Source organism: Candidatus Syntrophocurvum alkaliphilum, assembly GCF_009734445.1.
Classification (GTDB): domain Bacteria; phylum Bacillota; class Syntrophomonadia; order Syntrophomonadales; family Syntrophomonadaceae; genus Syntrophocurvum; species Syntrophocurvum alkaliphilum.
On record NZ_CP046457.1, the window covers coordinates 191,405 to 204,755 of the forward strand.

At 31.1% G+C, this 13,351-nt stretch carries 18 protein-coding genes; 11 read left to right on the forward strand and 7 right to left on the reverse strand.

The annotated features are described in order from the left end of the window. Entirely contained in the window at positions 1–708 is a 708-nt protein-coding gene (locus SYNTR_RS00920) for a hypothetical protein (RefSeq protein ID WP_156202742.1), read from the forward strand. A 150-nt stretch (positions 709–858) separates the two neighbouring features. Here SYNTR_RS00920 and SYNTR_RS00925 read toward each other — a convergent pair whose 3' ends face one another. Next, positions 859–2,424 carry a copper amine oxidase N-terminal domain-containing protein gene (locus tag SYNTR_RS00925; RefSeq protein ID WP_156202743.1) on the reverse strand — a complete coding sequence of 522 codons (1,566 nt, stop codon included), beginning with the start codon at positions 2,422–2,424 and terminating at the stop codon, positions 859–861. 600 nt (positions 2,425–3,024) lie between these two features. Between SYNTR_RS00925 and SYNTR_RS00930 the strand changes: the two genes are divergently transcribed. The 5 genes from SYNTR_RS00930 (at position 3,025) to SYNTR_RS00945 (ending at position 6,994) form a co-directional block, all read left to right on the forward strand. Next, positions 3,025–3,564, forward strand: coding sequence for a hypothetical protein (locus SYNTR_RS00930; RefSeq protein WP_156202744.1), 540 nt, complete (start codon positions 3,025–3,027; stop codon positions 3,562–3,564). A 108-nt stretch (positions 3,565–3,672) separates the two neighbouring features. After that, positions 3,673–4,767: a hypothetical protein gene (locus tag SYNTR_RS00935; protein WP_156202745.1), complete on the forward strand. Its 1,095-nt coding sequence runs from the start codon at positions 3,673–3,675 to the stop codon at positions 4,765–4,767. 399 nt (positions 4,768–5,166) lie between these two features. After that, entirely contained in the window at positions 5,167–6,246 is a 1,080-nt protein-coding gene (locus SYNTR_RS00940) for a hypothetical protein (RefSeq protein WP_156202746.1), read from the forward strand. 81 nt (positions 6,247–6,327) lie between these two features. Then, positions 6,328–6,453, forward strand: coding sequence for a hypothetical protein (locus SYNTR_RS11680; RefSeq protein WP_279285954.1), 126 nt, complete (start codon positions 6,328–6,330; stop codon positions 6,451–6,453). A gap of 85 nt (positions 6,454–6,538) precedes the next feature. Continuing rightward, on the forward strand, positions 6,539–6,994 hold the full coding sequence (locus tag SYNTR_RS00945; RefSeq protein ID WP_156202747.1) for a hypothetical protein: 456 nt from the start codon (positions 6,539–6,541) through the stop codon (positions 6,992–6,994). A 194-nt stretch (positions 6,995–7,188) separates the two neighbouring features. Here SYNTR_RS00945 and SYNTR_RS11685 read toward each other — a convergent pair whose 3' ends face one another. From SYNTR_RS11685 to SYNTR_RS00965, 5 genes are all read right to left on the reverse strand, one after another. After that, the gene (locus tag SYNTR_RS11685; RefSeq protein WP_279285955.1) at positions 7,189–7,314 is read right to left on the reverse strand and encodes a hypothetical protein; all 126 of its coding nucleotides are present in this window, start codon (positions 7,312–7,314) and stop codon (positions 7,189–7,191) included. 278 nt (positions 7,315–7,592) lie between these two features. Beyond that, the gene (locus SYNTR_RS00950; RefSeq protein ID WP_156202748.1) at positions 7,593–7,805 is read right to left on the reverse strand and encodes a hypothetical protein; all 213 of its coding nucleotides are present in this window, start codon (positions 7,803–7,805) and stop codon (positions 7,593–7,595) included. A 97-nt stretch (positions 7,806–7,902) separates the two neighbouring features. Further along, positions 7,903–8,265, reverse strand: a complete 363-nt coding sequence (locus SYNTR_RS00955) for a hypothetical protein (protein ID WP_156202749.1) — start codon at positions 8,263–8,265, stop codon at positions 7,903–7,905. A gap of 126 nt (positions 8,266–8,391) precedes the next feature. Continuing rightward, positions 8,392–8,898, reverse strand: a complete 507-nt coding sequence (locus SYNTR_RS00960) for a hypothetical protein (protein ID WP_156202750.1) — start codon at positions 8,896–8,898, stop codon at positions 8,392–8,394. Between the two features lie 141 nt (positions 8,899–9,039). Next, entirely contained in the window at positions 9,040–9,603 is a 564-nt protein-coding gene (locus SYNTR_RS00965; protein ID WP_156202751.1) for a hypothetical protein, read from the reverse strand. A gap of 1,132 nt (positions 9,604–10,735) precedes the next feature. On the opposite strand from SYNTR_RS00965, the gene SYNTR_RS00970 reads away from it, so the two are divergent. The 3 genes from SYNTR_RS00970 to SYNTR_RS00980 are packed head-to-tail and all read left to right on the forward strand — an operon-like array spanning position 10,736 to position 11,685. After that, entirely contained in the window at positions 10,736–10,903 is a 168-nt protein-coding gene (locus tag SYNTR_RS00970) for a hypothetical protein (RefSeq protein WP_156202752.1), read from the forward strand. Continuing rightward, the gene (locus tag SYNTR_RS00975; RefSeq protein ID WP_156202753.1) at positions 10,900–11,286 is read left to right on the forward strand and encodes a type II toxin-antitoxin system death-on-curing family toxin; all 387 of its coding nucleotides are present in this window, start codon (positions 10,900–10,902) and stop codon (positions 11,284–11,286) included. Before SYNTR_RS00970 ends, SYNTR_RS00975 begins: the two co-directional genes overlap by 4 nt. 57 nt (positions 11,287–11,343) lie before the next feature. Continuing rightward, positions 11,344–11,685, forward strand: a complete 342-nt coding sequence (locus SYNTR_RS00980) for a hypothetical protein (protein ID WP_156202754.1) — start codon at positions 11,344–11,346, stop codon at positions 11,683–11,685. Positions 11,686–11,750: 65 nt separating this feature from the next. Here SYNTR_RS00980 and SYNTR_RS00985 read toward each other — a convergent pair whose 3' ends face one another. Next, positions 11,751–12,074 (reverse strand): hypothetical protein, encoded by a 324-nt coding sequence (locus SYNTR_RS00985; RefSeq protein ID WP_156202755.1) that lies wholly within the window; start codon positions 12,072–12,074, stop codon positions 11,751–11,753. Between the two features lie 192 nt (positions 12,075–12,266). Between SYNTR_RS00985 and SYNTR_RS00990 the strand changes: the two genes are divergently transcribed. Beyond that, the gene (locus SYNTR_RS00990) at positions 12,267–12,788 is read left to right on the forward strand and encodes a hypothetical protein (protein WP_156202756.1); all 522 of its coding nucleotides are present in this window, start codon (positions 12,267–12,269) and stop codon (positions 12,786–12,788) included. A 25-nt stretch (positions 12,789–12,813) separates the two neighbouring features. Beyond that, entirely contained in the window at positions 12,814–13,320 is a 507-nt protein-coding gene (locus SYNTR_RS00995) for a hypothetical protein (protein ID WP_156202757.1), read from the forward strand. Positions 13,321–13,351 lie beyond the last annotated feature (31 nt).

Genomic DNA, 13,351 nt, shown 5'->3' on the forward strand with positions numbered 1-13,351 from the left:
ATGAAGCTAATTTGGAAACATCTAACCAGTGGACTTATTTATGCTAGTAGTTTTAAATTAATTCCTATGATGGTAGGAACTATAATCCCTTTTTTTTGGCAATTGGTTAATTTCTATGGTACTCTACCTGCATTATTATTAATATTTGGAGTTTTCCAAATTTTAATTGTAAGTATAGCTGCTATAATATATCCTCTTTTATTTTTAAAACTAACCTTTATTGAGGTATATTTCATAGCGGTTTTTTTTATGGTTATTGCAATTGTCAGTTGGCAGATTGTAAATATATTCATTAACCGCAGAGCTAGTTTCAAATTAATAAAATTGCAACTATCATCACGGACAACATTTATATTGTTAGGATTAATGCTTTGCAATCGTTTAGTGTCTGTGCCAATATCTTCTCGTACTATGTTTTATGATATACATTTAAAACCCAAATTAGCAGGACAACTTAAGTCTAAGAGCAAGGATCAAATTATAACTGCTATTAGTCATGACTATCAACAGCTATTAAACCTAACAGATGATGCTGTATTTTTTGGTTGTTCTCCAGGTTCGTTTAAACAGTTATTAATTGATGCTGGACTTAAGGAGTCACAGTTTATAATTATGGAAACTATTATTCCGAAAAAACATGCACAAATTTTTGGGCTGAGGCGTCATTTCTACTTTTATGTTATATCGACCAAAGACAAAGATAGCTAATTGCAAAGTACATATTAAAATCGATATCGTGTCTATTTAATCTCAACCATATGTGAGAAGTTATTATTTGTAAAATAATATGTAGATAATAAAAAAGCAGCCCTAAAACTAGTCAAAAGCAAAAGGGCTGCTTTTTGTTTTGTTATTAATTTAATAAGATATAATAACTAATCCTTCTTCTACAGTAAAGTGTTGAGCAAAAAGTTCAATTAACTCTGCAGATACCATGGTCGTATCTTCTACGATAACTGCAGGTTGCTGTAATGTTATATACTCATCATTAACTAGAACCTTGTCGTTTCCTATTGTAACTAATACTTCATTTCCTTCGTGTATGCAGGAGACTTGGCGGTTTTTTGCATTCCAGATTACTTCTCCTTCAGCAAGCTCAACCATTTGTCTGAGAGGTAACATTATTACTCCATCTTTTGTATAAGGGTCTATTTGCATCTCTAGTGGTTCTCCATTTAACATGAACATCTCATTTTCTAGATCCATGAAAATATGTTTGCCAGCAGGTGGCATTGGCATTGCAAAGGAATCGAATAATTCACCTAAGAGTCCATCACCAAGCGCTTCGGATTGGTCTGGATCTTCCATAAGTGAAAAGAAGGAGACTGTTTCTTCAACAGCAGGGAAATCAACTGTTATAGGCTGATTAATATCCCAAGTGGTAGCTTTGGAATGAATTACTAATTCAAGTACCGGAATACCAAATTCTTCTACAATTGCTTCATTTTCTATTTCAATATAGTACGTGCTGTCAGTTTTACGAATATAGCCTTCCGAATCAATATAATAATCCTCTATAATCGAAAAATCTATACCATATTCTTCTTTAAGGTATAATGGATTTTTCTCCATAATTTCGTTAACATCTAGTAAAATATCACGGAACATCTGGTAGGAAGTTTCGGCTATTTCCTCCACCTCTTGTATGGTAGGTGTATCTCCTTCGACAGCTTCATTGTCTTTTATTTGTTCATAGGGCAACATTATTGAATTAATAAGATAGTTTTTTAAGTGTTCACTTTCAGCTAGATATTTGCTACTGTATGCAAGTAGGGCCATAACTTCTTCAGAATCAAGTTGTAGCCTATAACCTGTTGTTTCAATAGTTCCATCTGGTAGCTCTAATTCAACGGTTCCTAGGTTTTCAACATTAGATAACTTGAAAGCAAATTCATCAATAAATGGAATCATGAAATCCAACATCATTTGAATCTGCTGTTCGTTATAATCTTGACCAAAAGCCTTTTCAAATTCAAGACTTTCTTCAGCTCCTAACAAGGTAGCATCTGTTGGATCTAAAAGTAAATATACAGGGTCAGAAGAAGTCTTTAGAGCAATACTCTCGTCTTGTACTAAAAATTCTACATTTAAGCGTTCCTCATAAGGCCATAGTCCTATATCCCTGAGTTTATCTTCTCCATTTACGGTCACATCCATGGCCATAGTGGTAAAACTCTCCATTTCTATATCCATGGTTAAACCTTCTTCAAGTATGGATAGTATAAGTAGCAATTCTTCATCAACCTCTTCTGCTTTTATATTGCTACTAATCGTGAAATCTGCAGTACCTCTGCTAGACTCAATTTCCATGCTTTTTTTCATACCATCTTTTAAAACTGCTGCGTCTTCATTACAGCCCATTAGGGAAAATGACAACAATAAAACCAAAGCTAAAACCACATAACGCAAATAATTTTTTTTCATTAATTTTCGCCCTAAGGCTATCCCTCCTTTTTATTTTTATTTGTATTAGTACCTAAACTCCATAATAAGTATATTCCAATGATAAATCCGTGTAGTTATCTAGAGTTTAAGACTTATACTCTAATTTTACTCTATAATTCAAATTATTGCTTTACTATAATTCAGTTTTTTAATAATATAGAAAAGCACTTAATGTAAAAAGCACACCCACATAACAGTAGGGTGTGCTTTTTGAGTTATTTGTTTTTTAGTATAATATTATATTTCACCTTTCCCTATTGTACGGTTATTAAACATAATTCAAGAATAATTAAGTAACTCTTAAAGTAGTATTTTAAAGCATAAAATGAGTCAAAAGGAACCGTCCCCTTTGACTCGTCCCCTTTGACTCTTACTCCTTAACTTGAACTTCTACACTCCCCATAATGGCTCTTGTAAAAATCAACCGGATTTAGGATAAACTTTCCTTCGTATTAACCATCAACTGCGAAGCAAAATTAAGTTATATGATTTTAGTGTAAAAAGAAAAGAAGGTTTTTATCAATATAGTATAATAGTTTCAAATAATGATATTTATTATATAAGACTTAGGGGATAAAAATGGCTTTTTCTATTTCTGTACAACCAGTTGTAATAGGGATTGCAGTTATAGTTGCAATTAACTTCTTTATAAGTTTAGGAAAAAGCAATGTGATGAAAAAAAGCTATATAATTATTTCAACAATTCTTTCTTTAGTTGGAATAATAGGAATTATTTTTACAAGAATTCATTTAATTTCTTCCTTAAATAAAAACATTGGCAACGTCCAATTACCAATAGATAGTGGTGAATTTATCACGTGGGCGATTAATAAATTTGACTTTTTTGCAGCCATTTCAATTAGTGCAACTTGTATAGTTATCATATTTTTGTGCTATCTGCTATTTACAAATAAAAAAGATAGCATTGTCTTGAGTAATATATCAAGTTTTGTAAATATTTTTAGGATAATCATTTTTCTATTTGCGGTATGGTATAGTATGGAGACAATAAATAAGTTCTTTGATTTAGGTTCTTATATATTAGCACTAGCTATTTTTGGAATATTTGTGTTATATATTCCATTAGTAGCTAAAAGGATAATGACTAATGAAAAGTGAGATTTCTAGATTGCTCCTTTCTGCACATTTTCTACTAAGTACGTAGTTGATAGTAACTGCGAAGGAAAGTGTACCCTGAATTCAGTTGATTTTTTATGGAGGTTGTTAATGTCTAAAAGAAATAATAGTGTTTTACTAATAGTAATTTTATATTTATTACTGATGGGTATTTTTTCTGGCACTCGACCCGAGATACAAGAGTTTGTCTTTTTTGCGATGTTATCAGCACTGGTTATAGCCTCTTCTTTTCTTATCCACCGTCACTACCTAAAAGATAAGAATTCTCTTAAACATCGACTTATTTATATCGGTATTTGTTTTGTAAAAATAATGATTTTTTCCGTAGCCGTAAAGGAGCTAACAGGAGTAGCACTTGATCACAGTATTTTAGCCCTGTTTTTTATTGCACTCTCCATTTTTACCTTGTGGGAATTATTAGATTTTAGCTTGTGGGAAAAAGGTGTGCTAGTATTAGTCTTAATCACTATAATTGGAATAAGGGGTTATGAAAGTGCTGAACCCTCTACTGCATACCAACTTTACCGCTCCGAGTTAAGTAATGTCGCTAATCATGAAAAAATACTGGACCTACTTGTTAAAGATTACCGTAATGACTTTACCCCGGAAGACTTTCAGTGCTTAGAGCCCTACTTGGATCCTCTCCAGGAACAGCGTTTTCTGAGATTTTCCCAGCTAACTTTTTTAGAGTTTGAAGATGGTCAGATGGTCATGATGGAAGTGTCTCGCGAAGATTCGGATAACAAACTTAGGTTTAACAATATAGAACTGCTGCCCGAGGAAGTCGGTTCATATTTTAGGTATTATCCTCTGGAAATTGAGCGCAAAGCAGATTATCCTCAAAATATAATAGAGGAAGATAAGGAATTTATTATTGAAACCAAGGGCGCCTTTATTAGTCATGCTAGCCTTTATCAAAAAATGGAATGGTATGATAAATTGATTGAAGTTTTTGGAGAAAAAAAAGCTTGGGATGAGATGCAATATAAACTGGAAGGATTACATGCACCAGAAGGTCCTATGCAGGGAATGGGTATTAGTGATAAAGGATACCTACATTTTAGCTTTTGCACTGAATGGAAAGTAGATAAAGAAGTTTTGAATGAGATATACATCGAGTTCAGGGACTACGCAGCAAAAAACGATATCCCAGAACTCCCTGTGCTATTTAAATTGGCAGATTAACTGAATAAATAATGAGAATTAGTAATAATTACGCATCACCTATTTACTATGCACTAATGTTACTATACAACAGTTCTTTATACTTCTATATTTTCCTCTTATAAGGTTTCAAAAAGCCTAATTATGTGTTGGATTATCTGTGTGATTGATTTCCTCAATAATTAATAATCTAGATATTTTGCGACTTAATTTAATGGCTGTTAATGATTGATTTTGCTATTTCATTACCTTATATGGCCTTTTTACAAAATAGAAGGAAAAACATAAAGCTAATACGAATTGTTAAGTAAGCATATAAAAACAAAGTGGGCATTTATACATTTACATTGAATAATATAAATAAGCATTTGTCTCACTGTACTGTTAGGTAGCAAATCTTACTTGGAAAGGAAAATAAAAATGATTACGAGATATAAAAATCTTACTGTTACGATGTTAATAATAGCTGCAGTAATGATTTTTGGGGGAGGTTGCACTTCCTTGGATGTATTCGAAGAGTCTGAAAAGGGTCTGCTGTCTTATGAGGAGGTAAGAAACATATTAGAAGAAGAAGGTTTAGAGTTAGAGGAAACAACCGCAGACTCACCGGTAAAAGAAAGTGTACAGGCAAATTATGTGGCTTATAAATTAAATAATTTAGAAACAGTATTTGTTTATAGATTTGATTCGACACTTTCAAGAAAACAGGTTTTCCCAAATGCAATTATTCGAGATGATAAAAAAGATCCCCCTTACCATGCGTTTAGTGCCAGAAATATAACTGTAATTTATCCAACAGAATACCTAGAAAAGGAAGTAATTCCTTCTGTTATCCGCGAAAACTATGATAAGGTACGTCAAGCAGTATTGCAGTCCATGGTGGTTTTTGGAGAAAAATTTGAGTTTGTCACAGCTGAACTAGGTGAACCTGTTAAAGGTAATTTTAAATTTGATATGGAGAAAATGGGAGAAGATGTAGTGCTTATGGATGATTTTTCAAAAATAGCTGAACTAGAAGTATATGGAGTTGATACCGATAGACAGCTTCTAGATGAAATAGATTCGGTTGAATATAAATACGCAGCTTTTACAAACCACAACGAAAGGCATGGGGGTGCCCCAAACTCTGAAAATAGAACCAAACCTTGTACTTTAAACCATGTAAGGTTAAAAAATATACACGATGATATGTTCATAAGGTATAGCATAAAAAATCATCATGCATCCAGCTATGTCGCTAATCCAGAGAAAGCATCCTTTTGGGGTAGTTTTGGTGACGATACTCCTGAAGAAGCATTTTCTAGATTATATGATCCTTTAATTATGATGCATGCTGAATATTTCTTAAAATGGATTAATCACTGGGAAAAAAACAGTGGCGAGATAATCATTTATAACCCGGGACAAAAAATCAGATACCATGTTTATGATATTAAACTTAACCCCGATTACCCTGATGATATGTTTGAACCAGACGGGAATTATTATTTTGGCAATTAAGATTATATTAGATAGTAAATGCCACATAGCAGGAAAAAGGTTATAATAAACGTTTTTAATTAAAAGTGGAGGTGAGATAAGATGGAGTATGCTGGTGCATTAGCCCCTATTGCTTTTGTTTTTGCTGTGGCAGCCTTGGTGAAAATAGATTCACTTAAAAAAGAAGTACAACACTTGAAAAGTGAGTTGGACAAACTAAAACGGTAGTAGATTATTTAAGTTATAATTCATATCATCTACTAAGTACGTAGTTGATAGTAAATACGAAGTAGCGAGAAAGGAGATTGTAAAAATGGTGCATTTGGTATATTGCGATGATAAGGAAAAGGAACTTGAGAAAATTCTTGATGGTACAAAAGTAATGGTTGTAAGGGGGGCTGCTGCAAGAAAAATTCCTCACAGTAGAGTTTTTGAAGGTGAAAAATTGTTTTTCATGGAAAAAGGGACAAAGAAAATCACTGCAATGGCTACGGTTGTGAGTGTTCAAAATCATGTCAAATTACCAGAAAATGAAATTGTAAAAGTATTAGAAGACAATCAAAGCAAACTTAATTTAACTGATAAACAAAAAAAGCGATGGCATAAAAAGTGTTTGTGCCTAGTCGAGTTTAAAGACGTTAGTGAAATTGAACCTTTAGAATTTGAGCACCAAAGGAATATGGATGATTGGCTAATACTTGAAAAGATTGAAGATGTAGTAGTGGGGACAAGCATTCCATACAATTATAACAATTCTAAGTTTAAATAAATCATGTTGTATATCTTAATCATCTTCCGCGCATTTTGATACGATTTCAATAATGATTCCACTGCAAAAAGCTAAACTTAGAGTATGGAATCGGCTGAGCAAACATGTTTATCACGCCACTCATCGGTCTTTACCTTCATTTTAGCTTAGCACTTATTATCTAAAATAATTTTTTATTTATACTTAGCCGTGATCTATGCACCACGCCTTGCTATTCGGGACTTAGATAAACATGTTTGCTCAGCCTTAAGTTTGTTGTAGTTACTTTTTGCAGCAGAATCAATAATAAGTTCTCTAAAGTATTTTACTATTTCTAACATCTGCTCCTCCGTTTTTACACACTACTTTCTTTAGTTTTGTGATTAATAGAAGCATTTCTTCTTCTAAATGTTTTTTTCTTTATAATGTATAATTTTACCTTAAAAAAATATAAATTAAAGGAAAATAAGTGAAAATATCCAAATAATATATAATAGAATCGAAAGAAGAGGATGTTTATGGATATAAATAGAAAAATAATTACTGGTATACGTCTAGGGGGAATTATTTTAATTTTTTATGCTTTAATAAAGTTTAGCAATGATTTATATGTACACTACTACTGGACTAACCAATTAATTCTATTTGGGGGACAACAAGGATATTCACCTTTATACCATTTTCCATTTTCCCAATTCCAATTTCCCTGCCCGCACGGTTCATCGTATTTAACTCCGCCTTCATAATACCCGATTCCACTATTTCTACACCCTGCTACAATTATTAATAATAAGAACATAATAATTAGTAATTTAATTGCTCTTTTTTCCACTTTATCCTCCATTAATATTGGATTTGTTTAAATTTTATATTATTTTTTTACCGTATATTGCAGTTTGTATTTTTATATCTTCTTGTGTTGATATATATCACATTGCAAGTTTATGTTTTTTATTATTCATAAAAATATATAAAAATAAAATTATAAAAGAAACAGCTAAGCTAAAATAGAATTCTGGATAGGTTAATTGTAAACTTAATGATAAACTAACCTTTCCTGTCATGGTCATATAATGCCAAAAAATAAATTCATAAATTTTCACACCTATTATACCAAGTATAGCTACTAAAGATATCCAATTTCTATCTTTCTTGAAAGGATACCAAAGTCCTACTACAAATAGAATTATACATAATATAGTAATAGGATTTAATAATACTATAGATCCAGATATTTCCTTTATTCCCCGTGCCCCACCAAACCAACTTAAAAAACATCGTTGAAATATCAATTAGAAGTAATACGGTTAATATAATTTTGTTTTTTACAGTCATTTCACTATCTCCCTCTAAATAAAAATATATTTGTTAGTATTACGCTTTTAGTGAAACAAACTGTCAATTAAGTATAGTTTTATTTAGTCATTGTTATTTATCTTTATTTCAATCATTTCCTCATGTCCATTCCATTTCAGGTTCAACCTAATATAATCAGCAAAGTTAGAGATATCTTGGTTTATAGTACTTCGAGCGTAGAATACTTTACAGTTTTCTTCCCTATATATAATCCTTCCTTGACCTATAGATACTGTAACAGGAGTATGTATGCTAGGAGATGATAATTTAATATTCAAATCTTCTTCACTTACAAACTCAAAATCTTGGTGTATCCAGCGATACTCATATTTAATATCATTAATACCTTTTATATCGGTATAGTCTCCCAAATATAATGTCTCTATATAAGTAATAAAACTATGATCATCTTTATCAAAGGTAGATATTGGCATTACTTCAAACTTAACTTGCCATTTTTCACTTTCCCCTATAAATAGCATATCAGTTTTATTTTCCGTTCCACATGATACTAAAAACAAACTGCAAAAGACACACAATAAGATAATAGAACCAACAATTTTTTTCACTATTCTCCCCTCCGTATAACTGCTTAATCCATTAATCTCCTTTTCATAAATTTTTGATTTTACTATTTATTTAAATATATAGTAGCCTTTATTTGTTATTTCTGATTATTTACCATACTTTTATGAAGAATTTTTCAATACCTAATTGTTCTCGAATATGAGCTGGAATTCGCATTTGGCCATAAGAGACATGATTTTTATTGTTAAGACAATCTTAGCGATTAATATAAAAATTATAGCAAGGAAAGCTAATACAGGAATTACCATCAAAACAATTGAAAACAATGTAGCAATTGTTAAGAATAAGAACTGTTTCCAACGAAGTACTGCTTCATTGCTAATTTCAAGCTCTTCTTGTTGGTCAGCAAGCTCTTTAATCCCCATGAATATTTTGTAAACTACAATCACACTTAAGAGTAAACTGATAATTCCTATCGCGGCACCAATAGGATTAACAGAAAAATCAACTCCAAATTCTTGGGGGGTGGGTGCTTCGTAAATAGTAAATATAGATAGAAAGATTAACACATAAGTAATAGGTTTAGCTGAATTAAAGTTTTCATTCCTAGAAGCTAATGTTCCTAAGGCTAACGCAAACAATATATAACCAATAATATCTGGTAATATATTAAAGCCCTGGAGTCTAAAATCTAGTGAAACAAACAAAAACCCCCAATATAAATACCTGAACGCTTTCGTATCCATGTATAAATTACTCCTTTTATTATAAAAATCTATTATTACTAGACGGTTTTATTTGACTAAAAGTTATTCCAATTTAACTGTTTTTACAACTAACCGACAATTATTATTTCTGACCCCTTTGCCTTATATGCTTACTTATAATTCGTATTATCTTTATATATTCCCTTCTATATTTTGTAAAAAGGCCATATTTGGTAATGAAATAGCCATATATGATCATTAATAGACAATAAAAATATTAGGGGCGCAAAAGATTCATGTAGTAAATAAACTATAATCTATATCAAATTACAGTTAATGCTTAAATATGGCCTTTTCGCACCTCAATATGGTCTTTTCATATAATTAACAGGAAATCATGACATAATATTGTATTCTGTTTTATAGTAATGATTATATATAAGTTTTGAATTATAAATCGCAGTTTAAATACTACAAAAGTAGGATATTGCAATAATAGAGGATAACACCCGTGGTAGTTGATGGTGGAGTACTTGATATAGCCCTTGTTGCAGAAGAAGAAAGAAGAGGGCCGCCAGTTAATGCAATAACACACTACTAATTTGCGTAATTCATTATGGGAAAACCTGAAGAAAATGGAATAGAAGAAGTTGACTGGTTGCTAAATCTCCAAACTGGTGAGCTAGAAATTAAATTAGTTAAGGGAATATAGGCTTTAGTTGATAGAAGTGAGTCAAAAGGAACCGTCCCCTTTGACTCCTTAAAAGTTATTTTACGTCTTATAATTGGTCAAGATTACGAAAAAGCTATTGGATATTTTAAAAATGAAAACGCAGACGACCATATACTCTATGAAGGAGAACAAATTGGAGATGAAAGGATCAGAGGGCGAGCATATTTAGATGAATCTAAAGAACACATTGAACAAGTTCTTTATGTTGATATATATGAAAACCAAAAAGCTAGCATAGTATTGAATTTTAACGAACAAGAAAAGGTAGATGAAATATTCTTATCTAAAGATTTGACTTGGAGTAGCATGAATTAAAAGTTGTAATGTTTGCACTTCATCTATTAAGTACGTAGTTGATAGAAAATGTGACATTGTTTACAATAACCACATAAGGTTATAATGATAATAGATAATCAAGTTAAGCTTGGAGGTGTTAATATGGCAATACACGAAAAACTAGTTGAGGAGCTTGCCCAACTGTCTCCAGAAGATCTAAAAATTGTGCTAGCCTCTCTCGAAGAACGGCTGCAAAAAAATAACCAATTAAAAATAGCTGAAGAAATAATAAAAGAATATAAACCGGCCTTAGAGGAATTAGCGAAATGATAAAATGGATAGATTTAGATACTGTATTAGAAATACATCAGAAAGTCATTAAATCTACAGGTGGAAGCAATGGTGTAAGAGATTTAAATGCTCTGGATAGTGCTATATATTCACCGTTAGCTACTTTTGATAAGCAGGAGTTATATCCTGATATAATTGAGAAAGTAGCTGTTTTATTATATTACATAGTCAACAATCATCCTTTTATAGATGGAAATAAAAGGACTGCATTTGTAGTTGCGTTAACAGTTTTTGTTGCTAACGGCTACTCACTAAAATTTACTCAGGCAGAGGTTATTAAATTTATGTTGAATGTAGCCAGCGGAGGCTCAAACTATCAGCAGATTACCAAGTGGTTTACAGAACATTTAGAAACAAAGTAAATTAATATTTTAAGTGAACATCATCAATATAATGAACCGCTTAGAGTTACTAATATCGTGGTAGAAGAAGCAAAAGAATGTCTCAATGACAGTCAGTATGTTATATCCAAAGAGGAATGGTCAAGTTGGAAAGAACACTCCGAATATTCTCATAATCTCAGAGAAAAATTTAATTGGGATACATTTAAAGATGTTATTAATCATCCAGAAGCAGATCGCATTGATTTAGTATCAGATTCGGCCACTTTTTTAGAAAGTATAAGGAATTTTAATAGAAATAAAGCGGATTACAGTATTTCAGTTGATATCTTTGATGAGTATAACAACCTTAAAAAAACAAACGTTGTTAATGTATACCTAGAACTTGTTGAGGGAGAATGGAAAGTTGTAGGGGGGTAGTTTTAATTATTATTAATAATTCCAGTAATTATTTTAATCTTTTCTAATCTAACGTATCTTACGAATCACCAATTTTGCAAACTATTATAAAAATTATAGCCAATAATTGAACTTATAATTAAACTAATAAGGCCAGCTAAAACAATAGACATAATCATGTATTGCTTATTATTGAAAAAATATATAGAGGCACTTAATAATATTAGCTTATATAAAACAGAAGTAAATCCATAATTAAAATAATATCCTTGAATGTGGCCTGATGGCCAATTATACATAAATTTAATTTGACCTATTAGTCCTAACATATTACTAAGACTTATTATTACGATTAATAAGGTCAATACTTTTAAAGCAATCTTATTATTCGAGTTAATTTCACTTTCCATTTAAACACTTCCAATTCCAATAAAACTACAATTAATACTTATTTTACAGGTTTGAAACAGATAAGTCATTTGTTTTTGTGGTCTTTTATAACATAAAAGGTTTTTAATGACAAATGACTTGTATGATCTAATGTTGTCATTTAAAATATACATACTTGTATATATAAGGGAGTTTCGAGGAGGATACTAATAATGAAAAAGTTTTTAATGGTTTTGATAGTAATGTTTTTGGCGTTTGGAGCTCTTGCATGTGATGATCCAACTACTCAAACTCTTAATGAAACAAATGGTAGTGAAGTTGTTGATACAGAAGAAACAAATGATGAAACAAACTATGACAAAGTAAGTACATATATGAAAGAAGAATGTATAGAAGCTTTTTCTCCGTACTATGAGTTGTTAGATTTTAAAATAACCGATTATCAAGAAGAAGTTGTGAATGGACATGTTGAAGCTGTTTTTTTCTACAAGCTAATAGTTAAAAATTATGATAAAGACCCAGATACAGTTGGATATATTAAAGAGGCGAAGGAAAGAGGCGATAAAAACTATCAACAATTGTATGATGAATATTTACAGCCAAGAGAAATGAACTTTCATTTAAAAGCTATTATTTGTGAAAATGATTCAATAACTTTATATTCAAATATTGACCCCAAAGGGATCGAATGGGAAGAAACGAAAATGACTGATTTTATTCTTGAAGACAGGTAAGGTTATAAAAGGTAGGGAGGCCAAAATGTCGAACAATACTAAAATTTATTTAATAATTATTTTATTATTTACAACTACTATAAGTGGTTTTATGCTTTATCAAGAAAAAAAGAATAATCAGTGGCAGTATGAAGGCTTTTTAAATCGTTTTTACTTTGAGTTGATGGATACAATATCACTTATAGATTCCACAGTATCTAAAGATTTAGATGAGGATAGGCTGACTAAAAATTTAATAAATATTAATAATAATTTAGAAAGATTACATTTATCATTAGACATAGCTAATCGGAGTATTCATACTGATATTCGCCGACATACTAGGCTTTTTGCACATCATCCTGTAACGCAGTTCGCAGAAAATGGTCAATTAGATGAGGATGAAAAACGTTACTTGTTAGGTATAAAAGAATTTCTAGAATCAATTCACAAAGGTTTATATTCTGAAGAAACTAATCAAGAAAATCCTAATATCAGCATAGAAGAGTTTAACGAAATTATTGAAAATAGTACAAATTCAATAGTTAAATAACCCAACCCCCGATTTACGGGGGCTGGGTTTG